The sequence below is a fragment of the Pseudomonas sp. E141 genome, from assembly GCF_052659885.1.
This window is the reverse complement of sequence record NZ_CP084024.1, coordinates 1-24,725: the sequence shown is the minus strand read 5'-3', so window position 1 is coordinate 24,725 and position 24,725 is coordinate 1. Positions and strand designations below refer to the sequence as shown.

At 59.8% G+C, this 24,725-nt stretch carries 21 protein-coding genes, 1 tRNA gene and 4 pseudogenes; 14 read left to right on the top strand and 12 right to left on the bottom strand.

Going from position 1 to position 24,725, the window contains the following annotated elements; all coding sequences use genetic code 11:
• The first annotated feature begins 9 nt into the window (after positions 1–9).
• From GKKCFE_RS00130 to GKKCFE_RS00100, 7 genes are all read left to right on the top strand, one after another.
• Positions 10–777 carry an ABC transporter substrate-binding protein gene (locus tag GKKCFE_RS00130; RefSeq protein WP_047226887.1) on the top strand — a complete coding sequence of 256 codons (768 nt, stop codon included), beginning with the start codon at positions 10–12 and terminating at the stop codon, positions 775–777.
• A gap of 78 nt (positions 778–855) precedes the next feature.
• Entirely contained in the window at positions 856–1,551 is a 696-nt protein-coding gene (locus GKKCFE_RS00125; RefSeq protein ID WP_076383342.1) for an ABC transporter permease, read from the top strand.
• The gene (locus GKKCFE_RS00120) at positions 1,548–2,237 is read left to right on the top strand and encodes an ABC transporter permease (protein ID WP_047226885.1); all 690 of its coding nucleotides are present in this window, start codon (positions 1,548–1,550) and stop codon (positions 2,235–2,237) included. Before GKKCFE_RS00125 ends, GKKCFE_RS00120 begins: the two co-directional genes overlap by 4 nt.
• Positions 2,218–3,450, top strand: coding sequence for a methyltransferase (locus GKKCFE_RS00115; RefSeq protein ID WP_445577341.1), 1,233 nt, complete (start codon positions 2,218–2,220; stop codon positions 3,448–3,450). Before GKKCFE_RS00120 ends, GKKCFE_RS00115 begins: the two co-directional genes overlap by 20 nt.
• Before the next feature lie 331 nt (positions 3,451–3,781).
• A complete protein-coding gene (locus tag GKKCFE_RS00110; RefSeq protein ID WP_445577340.1) occupies positions 3,782–4,606 on the top strand; it encodes an FkbM family methyltransferase in 825 nt (274 codons plus the stop codon).
• Positions 4,607–4,681: 75 nt separating this feature from the next.
• Positions 4,682–4,757, top strand: a tRNA-Thr gene (locus GKKCFE_RS00105).
• Positions 4,758–5,245: 488 nt separating this feature from the next.
• Positions 5,246–5,524: a DUF3077 domain-containing protein gene (locus tag GKKCFE_RS00100; protein WP_445577339.1), complete on the top strand. Its 279-nt coding sequence runs from the start codon at positions 5,246–5,248 to the stop codon at positions 5,522–5,524.
• Positions 5,525–5,758: 234 nt separating this feature from the next.
• Here the strand turns inward: GKKCFE_RS00100 and GKKCFE_RS00095 are convergent, their stop codons facing one another.
• On the bottom strand, positions 5,759–6,295 hold the full coding sequence (locus GKKCFE_RS00095; protein ID WP_445578075.1) for a dihydrofolate reductase family protein: 537 nt from the start codon (positions 6,293–6,295) through the stop codon (positions 5,759–5,761).
• A 233-nt stretch (positions 6,296–6,528) separates the two neighbouring features.
• On the opposite strand from GKKCFE_RS00095, the gene GKKCFE_RS00090 reads away from it, so the two are divergent.
• Complete coding sequence (locus GKKCFE_RS00090; RefSeq protein ID WP_445577338.1) at positions 6,529–8,136, top strand: methyl-accepting chemotaxis protein; 1,608 nt, start codon at positions 6,529–6,531, stop codon at positions 8,134–8,136.
• A 144-nt stretch (positions 8,137–8,280) separates the two neighbouring features.
• Here GKKCFE_RS00090 and GKKCFE_RS00085 read toward each other — a convergent pair whose 3' ends face one another.
• Together GKKCFE_RS00085 and GKKCFE_RS00080 are read right to left on the bottom strand one after the other, a co-directional pair.
• A complete protein-coding gene (locus GKKCFE_RS00085; protein ID WP_047226876.1) occupies positions 8,281–8,958 on the bottom strand; it encodes an RES family NAD+ phosphorylase in 678 nt (225 codons plus the stop codon).
• Complete coding sequence (locus GKKCFE_RS00080; protein ID WP_047226875.1) at positions 8,958–9,368, bottom strand: MbcA/ParS/Xre antitoxin family protein; 411 nt, start codon at positions 9,366–9,368, stop codon at positions 8,958–8,960. The genes GKKCFE_RS00085 and GKKCFE_RS00080 overlap by 1 nt, the downstream gene beginning before the upstream one ends.
• Before the next feature lie 354 nt (positions 9,369–9,722).
• Between GKKCFE_RS00080 and GKKCFE_RS00075 the strand changes: the two genes are divergently transcribed.
• On the top strand, positions 9,723–10,649 hold the full coding sequence (locus tag GKKCFE_RS00075; RefSeq protein ID WP_445577337.1) for a LysR family transcriptional regulator: 927 nt from the start codon (positions 9,723–9,725) through the stop codon (positions 10,647–10,649).
• On the opposite strand, the gene GKKCFE_RS00070 is transcribed toward GKKCFE_RS00075, so the two are convergent.
• The 9 genes and pseudogenes from GKKCFE_RS00070 to GKKCFE_RS00030 form a co-directional block, all read right to left on the bottom strand.
• A complete protein-coding gene (locus tag GKKCFE_RS00070) occupies positions 10,566–10,883 on the bottom strand; it encodes an AzlD domain-containing protein (RefSeq protein WP_047226873.1) in 318 nt (105 codons plus the stop codon). The genes GKKCFE_RS00075 and GKKCFE_RS00070 overlap by 84 nt on opposite strands.
• Positions 10,862–11,575 (bottom strand): AzlC family ABC transporter permease, encoded by a 714-nt coding sequence (locus GKKCFE_RS00065; RefSeq protein ID WP_047226872.1) that lies wholly within the window; start codon positions 11,573–11,575, stop codon positions 10,862–10,864. The genes GKKCFE_RS00070 and GKKCFE_RS00065 overlap by 22 nt, the downstream gene beginning before the upstream one ends.
• Positions 11,572–12,009 carry a GNAT family N-acetyltransferase gene (locus GKKCFE_RS00060; RefSeq protein ID WP_171061302.1) on the bottom strand — a complete coding sequence of 146 codons (438 nt, stop codon included), beginning with the start codon at positions 12,007–12,009 and terminating at the stop codon, positions 11,572–11,574. Before GKKCFE_RS00060 ends, GKKCFE_RS00065 begins: the two co-directional genes overlap by 4 nt.
• A 13-nt stretch (positions 12,010–12,022) precedes the next feature.
• Positions 12,023–12,769, bottom strand: a complete 747-nt coding sequence (locus tag GKKCFE_RS00055) for a 2OG-Fe dioxygenase family protein (protein ID WP_445577336.1) — start codon at positions 12,767–12,769, stop codon at positions 12,023–12,025.
• Between the two features lie 232 nt (positions 12,770–13,001).
• Entirely contained in the window at positions 13,002–14,288 is a 1,287-nt protein-coding gene (locus GKKCFE_RS00050; protein ID WP_188251767.1) for an OprD family porin, read from the bottom strand.
• Between the two features lie 339 nt (positions 14,289–14,627).
• The gene (locus GKKCFE_RS00045) at positions 14,628–14,831 is read right to left on the bottom strand and encodes a hypothetical protein (protein ID WP_047226869.1); all 204 of its coding nucleotides are present in this window, start codon (positions 14,829–14,831) and stop codon (positions 14,628–14,630) included.
• Positions 14,832–15,076: 245 nt separating this feature from the next.
• Positions 15,077–16,183, bottom strand: a complete 1,107-nt coding sequence (aguA, locus tag GKKCFE_RS00040) for an agmatine deiminase (RefSeq protein ID WP_047226868.1) — start codon at positions 16,181–16,183, stop codon at positions 15,077–15,079.
• A gap of 3 nt (positions 16,184–16,186) precedes the next feature.
• Entirely contained in the window at positions 16,187–17,065 is an 879-nt protein-coding gene (aguB, locus tag GKKCFE_RS00035; RefSeq protein WP_076383287.1) for an N-carbamoylputrescine amidase, read from the bottom strand.
• A gap of 248 nt (positions 17,066–17,313) precedes the next feature.
• Positions 17,314–20,225, bottom strand: a pseudogene (locus tag GKKCFE_RS00030) (aminotransferase).
• Positions 20,226–20,415: 190 nt separating this feature from the next.
• Between GKKCFE_RS00030 and rfbB the strand changes: the two are divergent.
• The 5 genes and pseudogenes from rfbB to GKKCFE_RS00005 form a co-directional block, all read left to right on the top strand.
• A pseudogene (gene rfbB / locus GKKCFE_RS00025) lies at positions 20,416–21,500 on the top strand (dTDP-glucose 4,6-dehydratase).
• A complete protein-coding gene (rfbA, locus tag GKKCFE_RS00020; protein ID WP_445577334.1) occupies positions 21,497–22,369 on the top strand; it encodes a glucose-1-phosphate thymidylyltransferase RfbA in 873 nt (290 codons plus the stop codon). Before rfbB ends, rfbA begins: the two are co-directional and overlap by 4 nt.
• The gene (gene rfbC / locus GKKCFE_RS00015) at positions 22,366–22,911 is read left to right on the top strand and encodes a dTDP-4-dehydrorhamnose 3,5-epimerase (protein WP_139048818.1); all 546 of its coding nucleotides are present in this window, start codon (positions 22,366–22,368) and stop codon (positions 22,909–22,911) included. Before rfbA ends, rfbC begins: the two co-directional genes overlap by 4 nt.
• Positions 22,908–23,788 (top strand): annotated as a pseudogene (rfbD, locus tag GKKCFE_RS00010) (dTDP-4-dehydrorhamnose reductase). Before rfbC ends, rfbD begins: the two are co-directional and overlap by 4 nt.
• Before the next feature lie 5 nt (positions 23,789–23,793).
• A pseudogene (locus GKKCFE_RS00005) lies at positions 23,794–24,725 on the top strand (cache domain-containing protein); the annotation flags it as partial.

Sequence of the window (24,725 nt, the reverse complement as noted above, 5' to 3'; positions counted from 1 at the left end):
GCAGTACATATGCAGACCTACAAGAAATTTCTCCTGGCCGCTGCCGCCAGTCTGGTCTTCTCGGCCAGCGCCATGGCCGCGGAAACACTGAAGATGGGCATCGAAGCGGCCTACCCGCCGTTCAATAACAAAGATGCCAGCGGCAACGTGGTCGGCTTCGACAAGGACATTGGCGACGCCCTGTGCGCCAAGATGAAAGTCGAATGCAGCGTGGTGACCTCCGACTGGGACGGCATCATTCCGGCCCTGAACGCCAAGAAGTTCGACTTCCTGATCTCCTCGCTGTCGATTACCGAGGAACGCAAGCAGGCCGTGGACTTCACCGAACCGTACTACTCCAACAAGCTGCAATTCATCGCACCGAAGGCCACCGAAGACTTCAAGACCGACAAGGCCTACCTGAGCGGCAAGACCATTGGCGCACAACGCGCCACGCTGGCCGGCACCTGGCTGGAAGACCGCAACATGGAAGATGACTACAACGTAAAGGTCACGCTCTACGATACCCAGGAAAACGCTTACCTGGACCTGCTCTCGGGCCGCGTTGACGCCATCCTGGCGGACAAATACGTGCAATACGAATGGCTCAAGAGCAAAGACGGCGCCGCCTTCGAATTCAAAGGCGACCCAGTGGTGGAAAGCGACAAGATCGGTATCGCCGTGCGCAAGGGTGACGACGAACTGCGCAACAAGCTGAACGCCGCGCTCAAGGAAATCGTTGCCGACGGCACCTATAAAAAGATCAACGACAAGTACTTCCCGTTCAGCATCTATTGATACTGACGTGCCTGGCCGGCGCCGCTTCATTGCGGCGCCGGCCCTTAGCAAAGCCTGCCGCGATATGAACACACACCCATGATGATCGATCTCTACGGATTCGGCCCGGCGCTCGCCGCTGGCGCGCTGATGACCGTCAAACTGGCGCTCTCGGCCCTCTGCCTGGGGCTGGTGCTCGGCTTGCTCGGCGCCTTGGCCAAGACTTCCCCGTACAAGCCGCTGCAATGGCTGGGCGGCACTTATTCGACACTGGTTCGCGGCATCCCCGAATTGCTCTGGGTGCTGCTGATCTACTTCGGCACCGTCAATCTCATGCGTGCCCTGGGCGAATACTTCGGTAACCCGGACCTTTCCCTCAACGCCTTCGCCGCCGGGGTCATCGCTCTGGGCCTGTGCTTTGGCGCCTACGCCACGGAAGTATTTCGCGGCGCGATCCTGGCCATTCCCAAGGGCCATCGCGAAGCTGGCGTGGCGCTGGGGTTGTCCAAGTGGCGGATTTTCACTCGGCTGATCATGCCGCAGATGTGGCGCATCGCCCTGCCCGGGCTGGGCAACCTGTTCATGATCCTGATGAAAGACACCGCGCTGGTGTCGGTGATCGGCCTGGAAGAGATCATGCGGCACGCGCAAATCGGCGTGACCGTGTCCAAGCAACCGTTCACCTTCTATATGGTGGCCGCGTTCATGTACCTGGGCCTTACCGTGCTGGCCATGATCGGCATGCATTTTCTGGAACGACGTGCCGCCCGCGGCTTTGCCAGGAGCACCCAATGAACTGGGAAGTCATCATCAAGTGGCTGCCGAAACTGGCCCAAGGCGCGACACTGACCCTGGAGCTGGTCGCCATCGCCGTGATCGCCGGTCTGCTGCTTGCGATTCCGCTGGGCATCGCCCGCTCCTCACGCCTGTGGTACGTGCGGGCGTTACCCTACGCCTACATTTTCTTTTTCCGTGGCACGCCGTTATTGGTTCAGCTGTTCCTGGTCTACTACGGTCTGGCGCAGTTCGACGCCGTGCGCAGCAGTTCGCTGTGGCCCTATCTGCGGGATCCGTTTTGGTGCGCCACGGCCACCATGACCCTGCACACCGCCGCCTACATCGCCGAGATCCTGCGCGGCGCGATCCAGGCCATCCCTCGTGGTGAAATCGAAGCCGCGCGAGCCCTGGGCATGTCCCGACCCAAGGCGTTGTTCTACATCATCCTGCCTCGCGCCGCGCGCATCGGTCTGCCGGCCTACAGCAACGAAGTGATCCTGATGCTCAAGGCCAGCGCCCTGGCGAGCACCGTGACCCTGCTGGAGCTGACCGGTATGGCCCGGACCATCATTGCTCGGACCTACCTGCCGGTGGAAATCTTCTTCGCGGCCGGCATGTTCTACCTGCTGATGGCGTTCGTGCTGGTGCAGGGCTTCAAACAGCTGGAGCGCTGGTTGCGCGTCGATGCCTGCCAAGGGCGCTGACAGCGGCGTGTTGACGGGCGAGGCGCTACTCGCCCGTTTCACCGCGCTGGATGCTTTTCTCACAACGCACCAGGCATTGTGGAAACCGCGTCCGTTCACCCATCTGCAACTGCCATGGGAACGGTCCTACCCTGAGCTGGCCCAATGGCTACGCCAGCGTTCGCTGGAAGACGCAGAAAACGACCATCACCAACCCTGGCTGATTCAACATGCACCCGCGCCATTTCCAGAACTGGCGGCCACTTCCCATGCCTTGAGCGTCGTCGCAGAACTGCCGGGCAAAGAGCTCGAAACCGCCGCCCATCGCCTCAGCGTCGACGTGCCAGGGCGCAAATGGCAGCAAATCGAAGCCTTCGCCAGCCGCCTGCACTTCGCTACCAAACCGACCCACTGGCTCGATTGGTGCGCCGGCAAAGGTCATCTTGGCCGACGCTTGCTGCAGGCTGAACAACAACTGACTTGCCTGGAATACGACCCAGCCCTGATCGCCAGCGGCCAGCAACTGAGCCAACGCCACCGTCTGCCCGCCACGCACTTGCAGCAAGACGTGCTGGCGGCAGAGGCAGTCCTGGCGATCCGCCCTGAACACACACCGGTAGCCCTGCACGCCTGCGGCGACCTGCATGTGCGCCTGATGCAATTGGCGAGCGCCGCTGGTTGCACGCAACTGGCAATCGCCCCGTGCTGCTACAACCGCATCAGTGCTGAACGTTATCAACCGCTGTCCGACGTCGCCAAGGGTTCGGTCCTACAGCTAACGCTCGATGATCTCAGCCTGCCACTGACCGAAACGGTCACCGCCGGCGCCCGCATCCGGCGGCAACGGGACCAGTCCATGGCTCGGCGCCTGAGCTTTGACCTGCTGCAACGACAGATCCGGGGCCGCGACGAGTATCTGCCCACCCCCTCGCTCCCCAGCGCCTGGCTGGAAAAATCCTTCATCGAGTACTGCACCGATCTGGCAGCCCTGAAAGACTTATCCACAGTCGGCTCGCCTGACTGGTCGGCACTGGAAGCGGCCGGCCATCAACGCCTGGCCCAAGTGCGCAACCTGGAATTGGTCCGCGGCCTTTTCCGGCGGCCTCTTGAGCTGTGGCTGGTGCTGGATCGGGCGCTTTTCCTCAGCCAGGAAAACTACCGCGTCCGCCTCGGCACCTTCTGCGAAACGCCCCTCACGCCGCGAAATCTGATGCTGCTGGCCGAACGTCGCTGACACGAAACAGCCTGTGGATAACTCTGTTGATGAAATTGTCTTGGATCCAATTAATCCGCGATTTTCTGCTGGAAGCGAGGCTGGTCATTTTTTGTTCATATGGATAAAAAACCATTAAAACAGGCATTTGCGAGCAAACGAGAAAGCTGTCACAAAATCGCAAGATGGCAGTCGCCCCACCCCGCCCGTTGTGCATAAGCGTTCAAGCAAAACGACATAACCGCCGAACTCAGTGCTCCCACACGCCAACAATTGCGCCCATCGCGCCTGTGCAGTACAACAGCCTTTCGTATCGTGATTGACACAATGCCGACACACACAAGGACTGGCCGTGACGTTCATTTCCTACGCACAGAACTTCGAAGACATACGCCTGTGGCGCGCCCTTCAATCGGTGGAAAACGGCTTTTATCTGGACGTAGGCGCCAATCATCCAACAGATGATTCCGTGACCCGGGCGTTCTACGATCACGGCTGGCACGGGATCAACATCGAACCGGTGCAGGCCTACTACGACGCTCTCTGCCAAGAACGGCCAAACGACATCAACCTGCAATGCGTAGCCGGCGAAAACGCCGACAGCCTGACCTTCTACACCATCGCCGACACGGGTCTGTCCACCGTCGAAGCCAGCGTCGCCCAACAGCACCGCGACGCGGGCATGAAGGTAAGCAAGCAGACCGTCCAGTCCCGCACCCTGACTTCGATCTGCGAGCAATACGCCCAGAACCGCCCCATCCACTTTCTGAAAATCGACGTCGAAGGCCACGAAGATACCGTGCTGCGCGGCATGGACTTCACCCGCTGGCGCCCCTGGATTATCCTCATCGAAACCCCATGGGCCCGCGACCAGACCTGGGAAACCCTCGTCACCGAAGCCGGCTATCACTCCATCCTGTTCGACGGCCTCAACACCTTTTACCTCGCCGAAGAACACCTGGCGCTCAAACCCGCTTTCGACATCCCCCCGTGCAACCTCGACGGGTTCCAGTTCTGCAAAGGCCACAAATTCAGCCATCCCCTGAGCGAACCCGACCAACAACTCACCGCCGCCCTGCAACGCGCCGAACGGGCCGAAGCCCAACTCCATGCCCTGCAAAACAGCCGTACCTGGCGAACCTTGCAGAAAGTGCGCAACCTCGTGCGCCGCGCCTGAGCCGAGGTCCTGCAAAAATAGTCAGAATTCAGGGGTTTACAGAACGCACCCAATCGCTATAATCGTCGCCCACACGCCGGTATAGCTCAGTTGGTAGAGCAACTGACTTGTAATCAGTAGGTCCCGGGTTCGACTCCTGGTGCCGGCACCATACAAAACGAAGCCCTCGCAGAAATGCGAGGGCTTTGTTGTTTCTGCACATCCACTTTCAATCCACACACTGAATACTGTGGGAGCGAGCCTACTCGCGATGAGGCCATCACCACCGACACTCTGCCATACAGGCGCAAGCTCGCCCCGCCCGCCCCAGATGCGTTAATCCCGGACACATAATTTCTAGCCCCCGCCAGCATGGCGCCACGATTGTCCCCTATCCAATCGACCGCTACCCTCCAACTGTCGCTGCCAATTCAGCGACCGGGCGTAGGAAACCCGAAGTAAATCAAGGCGTATCAGCTGCGCCTCGCTTACTATTGCAGGCGCTTTTTTGTGTCTGCGATATGCGTTATGGCGGCTGTGCGCGGGACACCTTCGGGTGTGCCGGGTGCCTTGATTCCCGGTTTTCCTACCCCGTGCATGGCCGCCACCCAATCCCGTAGGAAAGGAAGGTTGCGGCTCTCACAGTCAAGGAGCCAGACAATGCCAAACCCGCACGACCTCAAAACCCCAGGCCTGACCCCCTTCTCTTACCACTCCGACCGCCCCCTCTTCCGCATCAACAGCGGCATTCCCATCGGCGAAGCCTTATCCCACGCCTCCGACCTGCTCCACGTTGCCAAGCTCTTGGCCGAGGACGCGGCGATGATTCGCAGCACGGATCGGTACGCCTGGGCGTCGTGTTATTTGCAGGATATGAGCAAAGCCGTCATCGATGACATGGTGAAGGTGCTGGAGGCGCCGGGGAGTCATCCGGCTTAAGAGCCGCGGGGCAATGCTGCTCCAAGGGGGCAGCATTGAATTGTATTTGCAGGAGCGGATTAAAGAAGGGCTGCTTCGCAGCCCAGCGGGAGCAAGCTCCCTCGCCACGGGGGCTACGGACAGAGCACGATTACTGGCAGTAATGAATAGGCGGATACCAAATCAACCATGGTCTGTCCCCCATTTTCCTACGGGAACGCTCTGGCGCTGCGGCCCAATACCCACGCAAGCGCATCATGTCGCCAAGCGATAGGTAGACTGCACCAACCCCGAAGTAAACCAGCGGCTGGATACCAGTTTCAGATCTACGTCCCGCTCAAGAGCCCCGAACAATGGCCTTCCGGAGCCGATCAGCACAGGTACAGTGGTAATCACCATGTCGGTGATTAATCCATCGCGCAGGAATGACTGCACCACCTGTCCGCCATCGACATAGACCCGACGTACGCCTTGTCTCGTCAGTTCCTCCATCACGTCCTTGGGCGCGAGGCTAGAGAACCGGAGCTTGCCCTTCAGCGCTTCGGGCACTGGCGCATCCAACAGGCTTTCAGACAGCACCACCACGGGGCGCTCGTAGAACCAGGTGTCGAAGGTCCGGACCTTCTCATAGGTTCCGCGCCCCATCACGATCACGTCCTTGTCAGCGATGAAGTCTGAGTAGCCATGGTCCTCGGTTTGATCATCGCGCTGTAAAAGCCAGTCGATGTCACCGTCGGGCCTGGCGATGAAGCCATCCAGGCTGGTGGCAATGAAAACATGTGCAGTGGCCATCAGGATCTCCTTATTCATACGGGGTATTTCGATGCCCGGCGTCGAGAAACACCTGCTGGCATTGATCATCCATTGTGCAATCGCTCCCATCGCTTGTCTTCGGGCCCGCAGGTCGTTGGCGTTATCGGCAAGCGGGCGTGAGCGCCCGAAGCAATCAAAGCGAACCTCCGAGCGCTCCGCCGGCCCTCAACTACACTTGCCCTGAAATCCCGCTCTCTCTGGAGTAGTAGGCGATGAAGATCAGGACCAAGATCATAGGCTCGGGGTTGATCAGCCTTTTCTTTGCCCTCGTGCTCGGCGGTATCGGGTTGTGGGGCTATATCAGCATGACCAGCGCCCTGGCGCGTAGCGAGACCAGTATTTCGGCCATGCGCAAGCACATGGAGGCGGACATGATGCACGACGCCATTCGTGGCGATGTGTTGGCCGCTTTGCTGGTGGCGCCGGGGGATGCCGCGGGAGCCAAGGAGGTGAGGGAGGCGTTCGATGAGCATGCGCAACGGATGCGCAAGGTCATCGCCGAGAATGCCGAGGCCCAGTTGCCGCAAGCGATCGCTCAGGCTATTACCGAGCTGAAGCCGCAAGTGGAAACCTATATTGCATCGGCTCAGCAGGTGATCGATAAGGCGTTGGAGGGTGCCCAGGATGGCCGGGCGCTGCGGACGGAGTTCGACGGGGCGTTTTCGGCGCTGGAGGAGCGTAACGAGGCGGTGAGTGAGTTGATCGAGAGCCAGGCCCATGCCACCCGCGAGCATCAGGACCACAGCATTCAAACGTCGGAGCGCTGGTTGGTTTTCACATTGCTGGCCACCTGCGTGGCGTTGGCGCTGTTGTCCTGGAGCCTGCTCAAGGCGGTGCTCACGCCGCTAAACAAGATCATCCTCAATACCCAGGCTATTTCCCAAGGGGATTTGCAGCGCTCGATGGGAGCTCAAAGCAAGGATGAGCTGGGTCAGTTGCAAGGTGTGATCGAGCAGATGCAGATCAACCTGCGGCAAATGATCGCCACGATCCGCAGCCAGAGTGACGAGTTGCATGGCACGTCGCGCGTATTGGGCGATACGGCGCGGCAGATTGTGTCCAGCGCCGATCAGCAGGCTCAGAGCGCCACCAGCATGGCGGCGAGCATGGAGCAGATGATGGCGAACATCAGCCAGATCCATCAGCACGCCGACAGCGCCCGGACGATTTCAGCGCAGTCCGAACAACTGGCCAGCAGCGGCGGGCAAGTGATTCTTGGGGTGGTAGAGGGCATGAGCCGGATCGCCGAGGTGGTCAATCAGTCGTCCAGCAAGATCACCGCGCTGGATGCGTCGTCCGAAGACATTCATTCCATCATTCAGGTGATCAAGAGCATCGCTGAGCAAACCAACCTGCTGGCCCTCAACGCCGCCATCGAAGCCGCCCGCGCCGGTGAGGCGGGGCGCGGCTTTGCGGTGGTGGCCGATGAGGTGCGTAACCTGGCAGCGCGCACCACCCAGTCCACTCAGGAAATCACCGCAATGATCGAGCGCATCCAGACCAGCGCCCGGGATGCGGTGGCGAACATGCAGGCTTGCGTCAGCCGCGTGGACGAAGGCGTCTCACTGGCCCAGCAGGCCGGGGTGTCCATCAGCGAAATCCGCACAGGCGCCCGGCATGCGGCAGAAGTGGTGGAGGAAATTTCCCAGACCATTGCCGAACAATCGAAGGCCAGCGATGAAATGGCTCAGAGGGTGGAGTCGATTGCCGCGCAGTCCCGCGAGAACACCCGCTCGATTCACAACCTGACGCAAACAGCGGATCAATTGAACGATGCGGCGGGGTCGATGCAGTCTTCGGTGCAGCAGTTCAAGATTTGATCAATCGGCCGGCCCCACTTTTGTGGCGAGGCCGCTTGCTCTCGCTCGGCTGTGTAGCAGCCTGTGCTTTCAATACTCGCGAATTATTGAAAATTTTGGCTGGGCAATAATTATTGCCCAGCCAAAACACCCTAAAGACCTGCCTCACACCTCGCTCACCTCAAACACAAACGAAATCTCCCGCTTCTGGGCGCTCCAGACGTAACGGATATGCTTGCCCTGCACCGGAATCGAAACCGCCGGTGGACGAAACGCCGCCACGCATTCGTGGCCGGGCAGGCGGACGCTGTTGTACAGCAAGCCCCAGGACAAGGTTTCGCGCAGTTGCCGGGCGAACACCTGGGACGGACCGTAGGCGGTGGGATCCGGGTCGTGCAGGTGCGGGTAATCTTGGCGGATGTCGTGCAGCGGCTTGATGACCTTGTTGACGTAAGTGCGCATGGTCAATTCCAGATCCGGCTCGTTGGTCGCTCCGAGGAATCGCGCCTGGTGGTAGCAGGTCTCGGCAATGGCCGCTTCCTGGCTGCTGGCGGCGTAGTAGACGCCGAAGGTACCGTCACTGAAGCGGCTGCTTTTGCCGATATGGGTAAACGCGGCCATCACCGGCGAGGAGCCGGGCCCGGAAATGCGGTCCTCGGGGCGTACCCGGGACAGCACCCCGGCTTCTTCCATGAGCCGATCGTTGGTCAGTGCTTCCAGGGCATACGCGGTGGGCAGGTCCTCGGGATCGAGCACGTCTTCGAACAGCGCAATCGGCGGGAAGCTGCTGTTGACGATCCGGTAGGCACGCTTCCATTGCGGGTCCGCCAGTGGTGGCGTCATCAACCGCGCACTCCGTCGAGGTAACGCCGCACATCGGCAATGTCCACCACCCGCCCGGCAAGCATGTAGGCCAGTGCCGACTGGCCGTTGAAGGGCGCAGCGGTATTAGGGCTGTTGACCCACTGGTAAGCGCGGTCCCGGCTGTTGCTGAAGATGATGCTCAGCGCCTTGTGAATACCCATGAGGTAGGAAATGCGCTCCAGTGTGTCGTGAGGCAGCCTGACGTTCTCCGGTAATTGCTTGTACTTATAGAAAGTCGTGTTGCCTACCTTGCCCAGCAATGTGCGCTGCTGCTCGACACTGCAGCCCCACAACGCCATGAGATTGAAGAAAAACTTCAACGCGACCCGACCCGCGTCCGGGGAGTCCAATTGTTGCTGCGCGTTGAGGGTGATGGAGGAGGTTGCCATAAAATTTGGGCTCCATTGCTAGGGGGTGACACCTAGAGAGTAGTACAAATACGGATAAATTATTATTTTTTATTCGCAGACGGATTTTTACCACCCTCAACCTGAACCATTCAGCAAGCTGTGTGCAGGAATTTTCTCTGCTCCAGCCACTTACGGACTCGCTGACCGCCCCGATTACCGTTGATCAGGCAAAAAACCCAAATCCCGCATAAGCTCCAACCATCGTCTGCCGGAGCTTTTCGCCACAAAACCGCGACAACCGTGGCAAGGTACATGATGATAGCCGGCATGCACTGCCTGACCGGGCCAGGTGCACAACAATAGCGAGCCCACTTAAGCAGAGGGCATTACCTCATGGATAGCAGAACCTTACGCAACCTCATGCGCATCGTGCAGACCGGCTCCTTGTCGGCGGCGGCGGAACATTCGTGCCTCACGGTGCAGGCATTGGCGGCACAGTTGAACAAAGTTGAGGAGCAGTTCGGCTTCCGGTTGTTCCGGCGGTCGAACAAGGGCCTGACGTTGACGAGCCAAGGCTCGGAACTGACGCCGTTCATGGATCAGGTGCTGGTTGCCACGCGGCAGTTGGAAGAGAAGGTCGCGGCGCTGAAGACGCCTCGGGAGCGCACGCTGAGAGTGGCGCTCAATACCACGCTGCCGGCGGAGTTCAACCGGCGGATGATCGATCGGCTGATCGCCGTGTTTCCCCAGTATCAGTTGGAGTTCAGCTACGCCGAGTCGATGGAGAACCTGAGCAAGCTCAAGAACGAAGATTTTGACCTGGCGATCCTGATCGGTCCGCAGCAGAGCGGCTTTTCCAGCATCACAATGCCGGACGTCCAGGTGCAGGTGGTCGGCGCCCATTGTGGCGAAGAGGACGACTCCCTCGGTTTGCTCGGCGATAAGTTTCAGGTGCGTCCGGCCGAGGAATGTCCGTATTCCCACAGTTTCCTTCGCTTCCTGGATGCCGGCCTGGGCGAGTACGGCTCGAGTCAGCGGATGGTGTATTCCTGCAGTGAAACGCTGACATTGTCGTTGATTACCCAACTCGATGGCCTGGGGCTGGTGTCCCGGGAAGCGGCGCTGCGTAACGACTTGACGATTTTCCCGGACTTCGAGGATTTCCTCGAGGTCCGCCTGGCGGTGAATAATCCAGAGTTGTCCGGCCAGGCGCTGCACGATGTTGTGGATCTGACGCTAAAGGAACGAACCGAGCGCGATGTACGCCGCCGTGCCCACCGCCACACTGAGAAACAGGTTGCGGCTGAAATACGCACATAACAGCGTCGGAATCGCGGCATAGAATTCCGGGCGGTCGAGTTGTATCTGCTGATCCTTGATCAACAACGGGGTGAGGCTGATGGCAGCGACGATCGCCACCGGCAGGTATTCCAGGGCGCGGGCGACGAACGGTGGCCAGTTTTCAGTATTGACCTGCAGCGGCAGGGCCCGTGGAAGAAAGGTCACCGCCATCATCAGGGCCACGACCAGAATCAGGAACGTTTGGTCAGGCATACGCCCACCCCGCAGCCAACGAACGTGGCAATGAAGACATTGAACGGCGAGCTGCCCAGCAGGCTCAGCCCGCCCATGCAGACGACCGCCGCCAGGGCAGCGATCAGTTTGTTACGGGTATTGCACAACGAAACCAGCACGTAGAGCATCATCGCAGTCAGGGCGTAGTCGAGCTGGTATTTGATCAGGTGCGCCGCGTATTGCGCACACACCGCTCCCAACAAGCCACCCAGCACCCAGGAGGTGTGGCAAAAAAGGTTGAAGCCGATCAGGTAACGCACGCTGACCGGCGCACCGGTGCCGAGCTTGACGCTGTGGAAAGCGAACGACTCGTCCGTAAGCCCCGCCGCGTAGCACCAGCGCTCGAAACGACTGAGCCCCAGCGCACGCAATGCCTTGGCCATGTAGACCGACATCAGCATGTGTCGCGCGTTGATCAGAAAGGTGGTGAGCACGATGGTGGTCAGCGATGCGCCACTGGAAATCAACGCCAGTGCCGCGAATTGCGAAGCGCCCGCGTAAACGAACAGGCACATCGCCACCGGCAGCCACAAGGGCAACCCGGCGTTGACCGCCATCAGACCGAACACAAACGAAACCGTAAAATAACCCGCTACCACCGGACTGGCTTCAGCAAAGGTACGCGAGGCTTGTGGTTCGACCACCAGCGGCTGGCTGGAAGTCTTGCTCATAGATCCCTCTCGAAAGTGATTTCACCCCGAGGCTCACAAAAGCCTTGGGCTGCCCAAAACCGCTTGCCGGCCAGATTAGCATCGTCGACGAACAGGAACATGCGCAGTACGCCGACCCGTTTCATGTCGGCCGATGCAGCCTCCACCAGACGCTGGCCCAAGCCTCGGGTTCTATGCCCCGGGCTGACGGCCAGGTGATTGATGGTGCCACGGGTGCCGAGCATGCCGCCAATCACCGCCCCCACCACTTCACCGCTGACATCGACGGCCAGGTACGCGGTGGTGGTGTCCTGCAACAATACCCCGCGCAAGAATCGGGCATCCTGCCACTCGCAGAACGACACTTCGTCGAAACCGCGAAAAAACTGCTCCAGTCGTTCGGCGTCCCTGACCATTGCCCGGCGCAACAGAACCTGTTGCTCCAGATCGTCCATGGGTTCGAGCTGTTCAGCGAACAATGTCGAAAGCGGTCCCGGGCCGCGAGAAGGAAATCGCCAGGATCTGCCTGAAAGCCATTTCATGGCTGTGGACGTTCCGGGCCGGGGTGACGTAATGGCGCATGTCGCGGTCGAGGAAAAACGTGGTGTCGAGAATGTCCTCGTAGGTAATCGCCGCCAGTTGTTCTTCCTGGGCGGTGTACAGACGACTCTCTGCGCCGGCCACATTATGACGGCCCCAGAAGTGCACGCCGCTGAACGGATACCCGTCGCAATGGATCCCTTCAGGGGTGATTTCCAGTTGCTTGCCCGGCTTGATCTCGATACGGATCTGGTGGATCTGGCACTGCCAGATTTCCTCGTGCAGCTCCTGAGGAAGGACGTTCTTGTACACCTCAAAGTCCGTGTCGATCAGACTGCGTATCACCGGTGAGTTGATCACTTCGTTGGAAAAGTCCTGGAAGTGCCGCTCCAGTCCACCGACATAGCTGTTGTTGGCCTTGGACTGAATGTAGGCCCGATGCTCGAGCTGCGTAAGGTCGCGGGTCCTGGGGTTGTATTCGAAGTCGCTATAGCGGCGAAAACGCATGCCTGACTCGGCCTGGCCGTAGTAGCTGTCGGGCTCCATGTTTTCCCAGCTCTTGGTCAGCCGGACAAAGTCGCCGAAATGACCGTAGAGATTGAAGTCTCCACCGCGGACGTTGACGTATTTGTCACGCCTCAGCGCTTCGCCTACTTCCCTGTTCAGAACGATCATTTTTCATAGGTCTCCACTGCATTGAGCAGCCTAATCTAATAGGTACAGGATTTACGTCCATGAGAAAGTATTTGAGGCATTTCAAGCCATGCTTGAAACGGTGGACAATGTTTCATTAGTACGACTTTTTCTCGGGAAAACAGACTGTTCCAACGTTTTTTTGCCGTCCAAAGAAAAAACCCCGAGTTTGCGCTCGGGGTTTTTCATCAGACGCTTGTAACGTGATCAGGCATCAGAAGACGCTGATCGGATAATCCACGAACACCCGCAGCTCATTGCCGCTGACGTTGTACTCGCTGGATTTCTGCGAAACACGCAGGAAGGAACTGCGCAACCGCACGCTCAGGTCTTTGGCGGGACCGTTCTGGACCACGTACTTGAACTGGTTGAAGATCTCGCGCTCGGTGCCACCTTCGCTGGTGGAGGTGGTGATGTTATCGCCACGCACATAAGCAACGTTATACGTCAGACCGGGAATCCCGAACGTGGTGAAATCCAGGCCATAACCCAGTTGCCAGCTGCGCTCGTCTTCAGCATTGAAGTCGGACCAGTAGGAGTTGGCCAGGTAGATCGTATTGCCGCCGTCCCCTACACGATTCTGCCCGCGCTGATAACCGCCATAGGCGTAGCCCAGGTTGCTGTCACCAGTGCTGCGCTGGTGAGCGAGGGTGAAACTGTGCGGGCCGGTGGCGAAGGTGGCGGCCAGGCTCCAGATCTTGTTGTCGTCGCCGGTAACGTTGTTTTCGCGAACATAGCTGTTGTCCAGCTTGGTGCGATAGCCGTTGAAGTCCAGGGTCAGGGATTGATCCTTGGCCAGCGGGAATACGTAGTTGGCGTTCACGTACTGCTTCTTCAACACGTCCTCGACATCCGAGGCGTAGAGCGAAGCCTTGAACTGTTCGGTGAACTGATAGCTGCCGCCCAATACGTTGATCGACTTCAGGCCACCGCTGTCACGACCCTCGGCGCTCTTGCGCGACTCGGCGGTGAAACGTCCAGCGTTCAGCTCCAGGCCCTTGATCTCTTTGGAGGTGATCAGCGTGCCGGTGTAGCTTTCCGGCAGCAGGCGCGAGTTGTCGTAGCTCAGCACCGGCAACGCCGGCATCTGGTCACCGTAGGCCAACACGGTATTGGAAACACGGAATTTGACCGCCGCACCAAACTTGGACAGGTCATCGGCCGCGTTGCCGCTGTCGCCTTGCTTGAAGAAGTCGATGCCGCCCGCACCGCTGCGACCTTTGCCGCCATCCAGACGCAGCGCGTACAGTCCGAAGGCGTCCACCCCTACACCGACAGTGCCTTGGGTAAAGCCGGACGAGAACGTTCCGATGGCGGCCTGCCCCCATTCGGCTTTGTCTTCATTACCGTTTTTGTAGTCGCGATTGATATAGGCGTTGCGTAACAGCACGTTCAGGCTGCTGTCCTCAACGAACCCCTTGGACTCAGCCTGGTCGCTGGCCATGGCATATGTCGTGTTTAAAATCCCCAGTGCGATCAGAGCAATGCGCTTGTTCAACATGATTATTTTCCTTATACGGGTTGATACGCACTGCGACGGCAGCCGAAACGGCGCTTTTGCGCTCTTTTTCGGACTCTTGCTCCTGAAAATAATGAAAAGGCCCGCCCACGAATGATCGTGGCGGGCCTTTTTATTATTTAAGAGTCATGGCTGTTAGCCACAGGCGTGGACGAATCCTAGTCCCGCCTTCAATGATGTGTCAATTTCGTGAATCGTCTGTAATCAGGCGAAAAACTTCTAAAAACAACCTTCAAATGGGCTCAGTGTTCAACACAGAACCATCAGCCACAAAAAAAGCGCTGCCATCCTGGCCAGCGCCTTTTCTCAATCCGTCGAATTCTATCCTTGCATCACGTCCCACAGTGCTTCCAGCTCAGCCTCGCTGAACAGGCCATCCGGGTAGCGTTCCATGATCATCCGACGCGGATCGGGTTCTCTGGTCTGACGCGTTCCGTTGGACTTCAACCACTGTGCCAAAGCTTTAAGCGACTCACCATTGACAACGGCCAAGGGATGGTATGTGCGCTCGCTTATCATATTCATTCCAGCGCCCTCTCCTGGTTGATGAGCGGCCAATTTATCCAAGGTTTATGACAAAACAACTCAGCTCCGCTCCCCAGAACTGCCGGGATACAGATACAAGAGCTATGCCAATGTGCCTGCACTGCCGATCTGCAGACATAAAAAAGCCCGCATCCCCAATCAGGCCGCGGGCTAAAGCAAAATGGATCCAAAAAGCCCGGCGCAGAGCTGCCGCCAGCGCTATTACCTGGCTGTTACATCACCACTCATTTTGTGCGCGGCGCAGGCTGTTGTTGGGTAAGGCAGTGGATGTTTCCGCCCCCCAGTAACAGTTCGCGCCCCGGCACCATGACCACTTCGTGCTCTGGAAAAAGCCCTTGCAGAAGCGCCTTCGCCGGGCCATCCAGTGGATCGTCGAAACTCGGTGCGATGATGCCGCCGTTGACGATCAGGAAATTCACGTAGGAACCGGCCAACCGCACGGTCGGATTGCGCTCCTGGGAACCCTGCACCGCGTCCACGCCGGCGCATTCCTCTTCAGTGGCATACAACGGCCCCGGAATTGGCATTTTGTGCACTGTGAACGGGCGTCCCTTGGCGTCAGTGCTGTTTTGCAGGACGTCCATCGCGGCGTGGCAGCGGGCGTAGTTCGGGTCCTGCGGGTCATCGGTCCAGGCCAGCAATACTTCGCCAGGGCGCACGTAGCAGCAGAAGTTATCCACATGCCCGTCGGTTTCGTCGTTGAACAGGCCGTCCGGCAGCCAGATGATCTTGTCCACCGCCAACTGCGCGCTGAGCACCGCCTCGATGTCTTCGCGGCTCAAGTGCGGGTTGCGATTGCGGTTGAGCAGGCATTCCTCGGTGGTGATCAGGGTGCCCTCGCCATCGACGTGGATTGAGCCGCCCTCAAGCACGAAGCCTTCGGTGCGGTAACGCGGGCTACGTTCGATCTCGAGAATCTTGCTGGCCACTTGCGAATCCCGGTTCCACGGCGCATACAGGCCACCGTCAAACCCACCCCAGGCGTTGAAATCCCAGTCGACGCCGCGCACTTCGCCACTATCATTGATGACAAACGTCGGGCCAGTGTCCCGGACCCAGGCATCGTCGCTGGACATTTCCACCACGCGGATATTCGGCACGTCGAGATGCGCCCGGGCATTTTCGTATTGGTTCGCGGACACCGCCACGGTTACCGGTTCGAAGCGGGCGATGGCTTTGGCGACCGCCACATGAGCGGCCTGCGCGGGCTTGCCGCCCAGGCGCCAGTTGTCCGGGCGCTCGGGCCAGACCATCCAGACCTGGGTCTGGGGTGCCCACTCGGCAGGCATGTGGAAACCATCCGCGCGGGGAGTGCTGTGCAACGTTGTCATAAATCAGGACTCCAGTGAGCCATCGAGGGTTTTGATCGAGCCGTACAGGTCCGCACGACGATCACGGAAAGTGCCCCAGGCACTGCGAATGTGTTCCAGCTCGTCCAGGTCAAAGCTGTGCACCAGCACGCCTTCTTCGGTTTCGTTCAATTCCTGGACCTTTTCACCGAACTGATTGGCGATGAACGAGGAGCCGTAGAACGTGATGTCGTAGCCATCCTGCTCTTCGTTGCCGATGCGGTTGCTGGCCACCAGCGGCATTACGTTCGCGCCGGCATGGCCTTGTTGCACGCGCTGCCAGTGATCGCGGGACGAAATGCTCTTGTCGTGCGGCTCGCTGCCAATGGCGGTCGGGTAAAACAGGATTTCCGCACCTTGCAGCGCCATGCTGCGGGCGCACTCGGGAAACCACTGGTCCCAGCAGATGCCCACGCCGATCCTGGCGTAGCGGGTATTCCAGACCTTGAAACCGGTATCGCCAGGGTTGAAATAGTACTTCTCATGGTAGCCAGGACCGTCCGGGATGTGACTCTTGCGGTATACCCCCAGGTTACGGCCGTCGGCATCAATGATCGCAATACTGTTGAAACGCGCACGACCGGCCCGTTCAAAAAAGCTGATGGGCAAGACGACCTGAAGCTCCCTGGCAACTTTCTGAAAATGCCTGATGGCGACGTTATCTTCGACCGGAGTCGCCAATTGCAGGTAGTCCGGGTTGGGCTTCTGGCAAAAGTACGGCGTCTCGAACAACTCCTGAAGCAGGATGATCTGCGCCCCTTTGGCAGCGGCCTCGCGAACCTGCTGTTCAGCGATCTCGATATTGGCCTCCAGGTCCCAGGAACAGGCCATCTGGGTGGCGGCAACGGTGACGATACGACTCATGAAGGGAGCTCCAGAGCATGTGTGGTGCCGACTTTATAACCGATAAAAATCGACTTTAGAAGCGATACAGATTTAAAACCACACGCCAGTCGCAAAAAATACCGACAAAAATCGAACTATCAACCACGCAAAACCTTGTGGGAGCGAGCCTGCTCGCAATGCGATCCCCCATCTGACATCGCTGCAGACGGGTTCACCACTATCGCGAGCAAGCCCGCTCCCACAGGGAAAGCGTTTGCCTCAGTTAGTCAAAGCCCCTCGTCCAACACCTTCACCAACATATCGACAAAGAAATCCACGCTCTGGCGGGTGGTGACCATCGGCGGTTTGATCTTGAGGATGTTCAGGTAGTCGCCGGTCGGTTGCATGAAAATACCCAGCTCCCGCAGGCGATTGCACAGCGCCGTGGTTTCTTCGGTGGCCGGCTCAAGGGTGTCGCGGTTGCGGATCAGTTCCACGCCCAGGTAAAAACCGGAGCCATGCACCGCACCGACCAACGGATATCGGTCGATCAAAGCTTGCAGGCGGGCCTTGAAATGCCCACCCACTGCCCGGGCGTTTTCCCACAGTTTTTCTTCTTCCATGACGTCCAGCACGGCCATGCCGATCTGGCAACTGACCGGGCTGCCGCCGGCTGACGAGAAGAAATACCCTTCTGCTTCCAGCGCCTCGGCGATTTCCCGACGGGTGATGACCGCTCCCAGCGGCTGGCCGTTACCCATGCCCTTGGCCATGGTGATGATGTCCGGTACTACATCCTGTTCTTCGAAGCCCCAGAAAAATTCGCCCATGCGCCCGTAGCCGACTTGCACTTCGTCAGCGATGCAGACGCCGCCGCGCTCGCGCACCAGCGCGTAGACCTGCTTCAGATACCCTGGCGGCAATGCAATCCCGCCAGCATTGCCGTACACCGGTTCGCAGATGAAGCCAGCGAGCTGGCGCTTGTGTTCGGCGATTTTTGCCAGGTTGTGCTCGACGCTGCGCAGGTAGTCCGGCGCGCTGTTGGGGCCGCGGAATTCACCGCGATAAGTGTTTGGCGCGGTCACCGGATGCACCCAATCCGGGCGACTGCTCAGGGCCTGAGGGTTGTCGGCAATGGACGTCGAGACCGCATCGGCCGCTACCGACCAGCCGTGATAGGCCTCCAGCACACTGAGCATGTCCCGGCCGCCGCTGTAGGCCCAGGCCAGGCGGATCGCCAGGTCGTTGGCCTCGGTGCCACTGTTGACCAGAAATACCCGATCCATGCCGGGCGGCGCCAGCGCCAGCAAGCGCTCGGAAAACTCGGCAATCGCGGCATAGTGAAAGCGGGAGTTGGTGTTGAGCAGCGACCACTGCCGGGCGGCCACCGCCGCCATGCGCGGATGCCCGTGCCCCAGTACCGCGACGTTGTTGAGCATGTCCAGGTAGGAGCGGCCCTGCATGTCGATCAGGTGATTGCGCCAGCCGCGCTCAATGCGCGGCGGATCAACGTAATAGTGCTTCTGCGAACGGGCAAAGCTCGCATCGCGACGGGCCAGCAACTGCTGGGGGTCGATCTCTGGCTCGGCATCGCAGGCCAGTCCCAGCAGCACCGCTGGTGAGGGGCAGAGCGCCTGCCAGGCCGGCGCCCTGGATGGCGTGCAGAACAACGGCGGATTGAGCTGAGCGCCGCGACACAACTGCACCCGCAACGGTCCATCGACTTCGCCCAAGACCTGGCCCTTGACCAGCGCAGCCCCGGAATGCAGCGGCGATGTCACGCCCCACAGCCGAATGCTCAGTTGCACGCTGTCCAGTTGCAACATGCCGTCGGCAGCCTTGTGCACCACCCCGGCGAACGGCGATTCCAGCGGCGTGCCCCGCGGCACCTGCAATTCTACGTGTAATGGATAAGTATCCGGTTCAACGGCGCTGTCCGGCCGAGTCCGAGACAATCGGTACTGCCCGTAGCGGCTGGCGGCCAATCCATGGACCGCGGCGGCTTCGCTCAGCAGACGCTGGTCGATCCCCTCCTGCTCCCAGTTACCGGCTTCGAAATGCGGGCTCAGGACACCCAGGTCGATCAGGGCGAACTCGCGGCCCACCAAGGTCGGCAACAGCGGCACAAAGCCTTCACTGGCAACGGGTGGCAGATGGTGGCCCACGGACGTGAGGATCGCCGCTTCCATCAGTTCGAACGGGACCGACTGAGCAATTCGGAAAATCTCCCACTCATGGTCCAGATTATCGCGGCTGTATTGATTTTCCGGGTCAATGGATACCTGCTGTTCACCGCTGAGCACCAGCACGGCAGCGCGGGCAACGATCAGCGGCCAAAGCGCCAGCAGCTCCTCATATTGCAGCGGGTTGAGCGCGTTGTAAGCCTTGATCGCCGGCAGGATGAAAAACGGATCGCCGTCGGCATGGTGCAACAAGGCTGCACAGGTCACCGACAGATCGGTAACGCGCCAGGTGCGGATCAGGTCGCCGAAATCGATGACGCCCTGCAATTGCCATTGGCGCTGGGCATCGCGCTGCCAGACCACGTTGTCATCGGTGATGTCCATGTGGATCGCCTGCACCGGCAGGCTGGCCTTGAGCGGCTGCAAGCGGCGTTCGGCCTGTTGCGCCGCCTCAGCGATCAGGTTGCGTTCTTGATCATCGTCGATGACGGGCAGCAGATGGCCGACCAGTGCATTGGCGTGGCGGGCGTCCCATTGCAGGGTGCGCTCCAGGCCAGGGTGATCGAACGTGGCCAGCGCCAGGTCGATTTGTGCGCACAAGCGCCCCAGCCCCGTGACCAGTTCAGGTCCCAATGGTTAAGCTGGGTAAGCGACTGGCCGTCGATGTACTCCAGCAGTCGCACATGAACCGCTTGTCCTGCGAGCTCCAGGGTCAACAGGTCCTGGCCATTATTGGCGGCGATCACCCGCGGCACTTTTACCGCGCCGTGCTCGGCCAGGTGCTTGAGGGCGGCATGCTGGGCCTGGAGTTCCTGGACGGCATAGTCACCATGGCAAATCTTCAGCACAAACCGTCCGCGCTCGCTGTCGACGCGATAGTTGAGGTCCTGCTGGCTGCCCAAGGGTCGCAGGTCACCGCTGAGTCCGTAATTCGAGCGCAGCAGCACCAGCGCCTGTTCGGCACTGATCTGTGGGCTTGGCAAACTGGCACGGTGAACCAACGTAGCGAGTGGCATACAACGACCCCTGAGGTGGTTTTATCGGATGTCTATCTCGCCATTGAGTCGGGGGATAAGCAACCCCTTTGCCGCAGGTGAATTGCCAAGCGCGTGAGCGTGCCCGGAAATATCCTGCTTGCACCGCCCTCGCCATGCCGACAAGCTATGCTCCAATGCTTTGTTGTTCCACGGAAAAAGGCTTGATCGGATGCGCATTCTCATCACTGGCGGTGCCGGTTTTATCGGCTCGGCGCTTATACGGCACTTGATCCTGGAGACTGGACATCAGGTCCTGAACCTCGACAAGCTGACCTATGCTGGCAATCTCGAATCGCTGAGCAGCATCGAGCACGACAGCCGCTACGAGTTCGTCCAGGCCGATATCGTCGATCAACCGACGGTCAGTGCGATACTGGCAAGGTTCAAGCCTGAGGCCATCATGCATCTGGCGGCCGAGTCCCACGTCGACCGCTCCATCGACGGCCCGGCGGACTTCATCCAGACCAATATCGTGGGCACCTACAGCCTGCTGGAAGCCACCGCGCCTATTGGCAGACCCTGGCCGAGCCGCAGAAGCGCGCGTTTCGTTTCCATCACATTTCCACCGACGAAGTGTATGGCGACCTGCACGGCGTGGATGATTTGTTCACCGAAACCACCGCCTACGCCCCCAGCTCGCCGTACTCGGCGAGCAAGGCGGCTTCCGACCATCTGGTACGCGCCTGGCAACGCACTTACGGCTTGCCCGTGCTGCTGACCAACTGCTCCAACAACTATGGGCCGTTTCACTTTCCCGAGAAGCTGATTCCGCTGGTGATCCTCAATGCCCTGGCCGGCAAGCCGTTGCCGGTATACGGCGACGGCCAACAAGTGCGCGACTGGCTGTACGTCGAAGACCATGCCCGGGCGCTGCTCAAGGTCGTGGTCGAAGGTGCCGTGGGCGAGACCTACAACATCGGCGGCCACAATGAACAGAAGAACATCGACGTGGTGCGCGGCATCTGCGCCTTGCTCGAAGAACTGGCGCCCCACAAGCCCGACGGCGTGGAGCACTATGCCGACCTGATCACCTTCGTCAAAGACCGCCCCGGCCACGACCTGCGCTACGCCATCGATGCCGGCAAGATCGAGCGTGAACTGGGCTGGACGCCCCGGGAAACCTTCGAGACCGGCCTGCGTAAAACCGTGCAGTGGTACCTCGAAAACCTGCTGTGGTGCCGACGTGTCCAGGACGGTAGCTATCAGGGCGAGCGCCTGGGCTCGCTCGACAACAAGGATGCGATTGCACGATGAAAGGCATTGTTCTGGCCGGCGGCTCCGGCACCCGACTGCACCCGATTACCCTTGGGGTTTCCAAGCAGTTACTACCGGTTTACGACAAGCCGATGATCTATTACCCGATTTCGGTGCTGATGCTCGCCGGCATCAAGGACATCCTGGTGATTTCCACCCCTCAGGACTTGCCGCAATACCGCAATCTGTTGGGCGACGGCAGTCAGTTTGGCGTGCAATTTCAATACGCCGAGCAGCCATCGCCCGATGGTCTGGCCCAGGCGTTCCTGATCGGCGAGCAATTTATCGGCAACGATCCGGTGTGCCTGATCCTGGGCGACAACATTTTTCACGGGCAGCATTTCGGCGAACAACTGCAGACGGCCGCCGCCCGGCAGACGGGCGCGACGGTATTCGGTTACTGGGTCAAAGACCCTGAGCGTTTTGGCGTGATCGATTTCGATGCTCAAGGGCGGGCCATATCCATTGAAGAAAAACCTACCGCGCCCAAATCCAGCTACGCGGTAACCGGCCTGTATTTCTACGATAACGACGTGATCCAGATCGCCAAGACCATCAAACCTTCCAAACGAGGCGAACTGGAAATCACCGACGTCAACAACGCCTACCTGCACCGCGGCGACCTGCACGTCGAGCGTTTCGGCCGTGGTTTCGCCTGGCTGGACACCGGCACCCACGACAGCCTGCTGGAGGCTTCGCAATATGTGCAAACCATCGAGCACCGCCAAGGTTTGAAAGTCGCTTGTCTGGAAGAAATTGCCTACCAACAGGGCTGGGTCAGCCGCGAGCACATCCTTGAGCGCGCCCAGTACTTTGGCAAGACCGGCTACGGCCAATACCTGTTCCAGATCGCTGGAGAGACACGTTGAACGTCATCGCCACCCGCCTGCCTGAAGTCCTGATCATCGAACCGAAGGTTTTCGGTGATGATCGCGGCTTTTTCTATGAGAGTTTCAACGCTCGGGCGTTCGCCGAGGCCACTGGCTGCGCGTTGCAGTTCGTCCAGGATAACCACTCGCGCTCGGCCAGGGGCGTGTTGCGCGGCCTGCATTATCAAATCGAACAGGCCCAGGGAAAACTGGTGCGGGTCATTGCTGGGGAAGTGCTCGACGTGGCGGTGGACATTCGTCGCAGTTCGGCCACTTTCGGGCAATGGGTGGGCGTACGCCTGTCAGCGCAGAACCATCGGCAACTGTGGGTCCCACCAGGCTTCGCCCATGGCTTCGTCGTGCTCAGCGATTACGCTGATTTCCTCTACAAGACCACTGACTACTACGCGCCCTCGGCCGAGCGTTGCATTCGCTGGGATGATCCGGACCTGGCCATCGACTGGGAACTGGAGAGTGCGCCGATCCTGTCACCCAAGGACCAGGCCGGCAAGGCTCTGCACGAGGCCGACCTGTTCCCATGAGTACCTCCTTGCGCATCCTGATCATCGGTCAGAACGGCCAGGTCTCCCGAGCACTCCAGTCGCGCCTGGCCGGCATGGCTGAGTTGATCGTGCGCGGCAGCGACCAACTCGACCTGGCGCGCCCCGATCACCTTCGTTCGCCCATCACTGCCCTGCGGCCTGACCTGATCATCAACGCCGCCGCCCACACCGCCGTCGACCAGGCCGAGAGCGAACCGGAACGGGCCTTCGCCATCAATGCCACGGCGCCGGGCGTCCTGGCTCAAGTGGCGGTCGAGTTGGGTGTCCCGCTGATCCACTACTCCACCGATTACGTCTTCGATGGTCGCAAGCCTGAGCCCTACACCGAGACCGACCCGCCCAACCCGCTGAGTGTCTACGGGCGCAGCAAGCTGGCCGGCGAGGACGCCATTCGCCACGTCGCCGGGCAGCACCTGATTTTGCGCACCAGTTGGGTGTACTCCAACGAAGGCCGCAACTTCCTGTTGACTATGCAACGCCTGCTGCAGGAAAAATCGCACCTGCGGGTGGTGGACGATCAGATCGGCGCACCGACCTGGGCCGGGACTATCGCCGACAGCACCGCCCACTTGATTGAACGTTGGCAGGCCGGCCGGTGCGGCGCCTGGGGGACTTACCACCTGACGGCGCAGGGTGAAACGTCCTGGTTCGGCTTGCCCAGGCCATCGGCGAGCACCTGATCGAGCAGCACAAACCCTGCGCGGTGCTTGAGCCCATCCCCTCCAGTGCTTACCCGACCCCGGCCCCACGCCCGCTGAACTCGCGTCTGGATTGCACACGCCTGCTTCAGCAATGGGGTGTAAGTCAGCCAGACTGGCAAAGCGCGCTGCACCAGTGCCTTGCCGCCGGACACTAGGCATAATGCGCCTGTCCCCACAGGCGCCTGATGCTCATGAATTCACTCTTCCCCGCAGACCCCGCTGGCGCAGCCTGGCCTTGCTTGCGCTGTGCCTGGCGCCGTTGCTGTGGCCGCTGGAACATCTGGCCGAGCGTTACTACCGCAGTGAACTGGCGGGGCAGAACCGCCAGACCCTCGATCTCTACGTCGCCAACCTGTTGGGCACCCTGCATCGCTATGAAGTGCTGCCACAGATTCTCGGTGAGCTGCCGGCCCTGCGCGCCACTTTACTGGCACCGGACGACGGCATCATCCAGGGCAATGCCAATCGACTGCTGAAAAACATCAGCGCCCAGACCGGCGCAGAAGTCATGTACCTGATGGACCCCACCGGCAAAACCCTCGCGGCATCGAACTGGGATAAACACGACAGTTTCGTCGGACGCAATTTTGCCTTCCGGCCGTATTACATCGAAGCAATGGCCGGGCGGCTGGGACGCTTCTTCGGCTTGGGCACCACCTCGGCCAAGCGCGGTTACTTCTTCGCCGCTGCCGTGCGCGACCGGGAAAAGGTGATCGGCGTACTGGTGGTCAAGGTTGATCTGGACCACACCGAAAGCCTCTGGGGCAAAACCCCGAACAACTGCTGGTGACCGACCACAACGGCGTGGTTATCCTCACTTCGCGACAAGAATGGCGATTTCGCGCGACCCGCCCCTTAAGTGACGAGGAGCGCCAGTCCATCAGCGCCGTACAGCCCTACCCGACCCGCGACCCCAAACCGCTGAACCTGGATGCGAACGCCTGGCTGATCCAGACCCAGTCCATGGAGGAGACCGGCTGGAGCGTGAGCATTCTCGCCCCGCGTACCCTGATCGACCGTCCGGTGCGCACCGTGGTGGTCATCGGCGGTGCGGCCTTGCTGGTCCTGATGCTGTTGCTCGGGTTGATGATG

What these genes read in the sequence shown, in the direction of transcription:
- GKKCFE_RS00050 (WP_188251767.1), bottom strand. Translation starts at nt 14,288, where the DNA reads ATGTTGAACAAGCGCATTGCTCTGATCGCACTGGGGATTTTAAACACG.
- GKKCFE_RS00065 (WP_047226872.1), bottom strand. Translation starts at nt 11,575, where the DNA reads ATGAGCAAGACTTCCAGCCAGCCGCTGGTGGTCGAACCACAAGCCTCG.
- GKKCFE_RS00100 (WP_445577339.1), top strand. Translation starts at nt 5,246, where the DNA reads ATGCCAAACCCGCACGACCTCAAAACCCCAGGCCTGACCCCCTTCTCT.
- aguB (WP_076383287.1), bottom strand. Translation starts at nt 17,065, where the DNA reads ATGAGTCGTATCGTCACCGTTGCCGCCACCCAGATGGCCTGTTCCTGG.
- GKKCFE_RS00120 (WP_047226885.1), top strand. Translation starts at nt 1,548, where the DNA reads ATGAACTGGGAAGTCATCATCAAGTGGCTGCCGAAACTGGCCCAAGGC.
- GKKCFE_RS00130 (WP_047226887.1), top strand. Translation starts at nt 10, where the DNA reads ATGCAGACCTACAAGAAATTTCTCCTGGCCGCTGCCGCCAGTCTGGTC.
- GKKCFE_RS00080 (WP_047226875.1), bottom strand. Translation starts at nt 9,368, where the DNA reads ATGGCAACCTCCTCCATCACCCTCAACGCGCAGCAACAATTGGACTCC.
- aguA (WP_047226868.1), bottom strand. Translation starts at nt 16,183, where the DNA reads ATGACAACGTTGCACAGCACTCCCCGCGCGGATGGTTTCCACATGCCT.
- GKKCFE_RS00075 (WP_445577337.1), top strand. Translation starts at nt 9,723, where the DNA reads ATGGATAGCAGAACCTTACGCAACCTCATGCGCATCGTGCAGACCGGC.
- GKKCFE_RS00045 (WP_047226869.1), bottom strand. Translation starts at nt 14,831, where the DNA reads ATGAATATGATAAGCGAGCGCACATACCATCCCTTGGCCGTTGTCAAT.
- GKKCFE_RS00085 (WP_047226876.1), bottom strand. Translation starts at nt 8,958, where the DNA reads ATGACGCCACCACTGGCGGACCCGCAATGGAAGCGTGCCTACCGGATC.
- GKKCFE_RS00125 (WP_076383342.1), top strand. Translation starts at nt 856, where the DNA reads ATGATGATCGATCTCTACGGATTCGGCCCGGCGCTCGCCGCTGGCGCG.
- rfbA (WP_445577334.1), top strand. Translation starts at nt 21,497, where the DNA reads ATGAAAGGCATTGTTCTGGCCGGCGGCTCCGGCACCCGACTGCACCCG.
- GKKCFE_RS00115 (WP_445577341.1), top strand. Translation starts at nt 2,218, where the DNA reads ATGCCTGCCAAGGGCGCTGACAGCGGCGTGTTGACGGGCGAGGCGCTA.
- GKKCFE_RS00055 (WP_445577336.1), bottom strand. Translation starts at nt 12,769, where the DNA reads ATGATCGTTCTGAACAGGGAAGTAGGCGAAGCGCTGAGGCGTGACAAA.
- GKKCFE_RS00060 (WP_171061302.1), bottom strand. Translation starts at nt 12,009, where the DNA reads ATGGACGATCTGGAGCAACAGGTTCTGTTGCGCCGGGCAATGGTCAGG.
- GKKCFE_RS00090 (WP_445577338.1), top strand. Translation starts at nt 6,529, where the DNA reads ATGAAGATCAGGACCAAGATCATAGGCTCGGGGTTGATCAGCCTTTTC.
- GKKCFE_RS00095 (WP_445578075.1), bottom strand. Translation starts at nt 6,295, where the DNA reads ATGGCCACTGCACATGTTTTCATTGCCACCAGCCTGGATGGCTTCATC.
- GKKCFE_RS00070 (WP_047226873.1), bottom strand. Translation starts at nt 10,883, where the DNA reads ATGCCTGACCAAACGTTCCTGATTCTGGTCGTGGCCCTGATGATGGCG.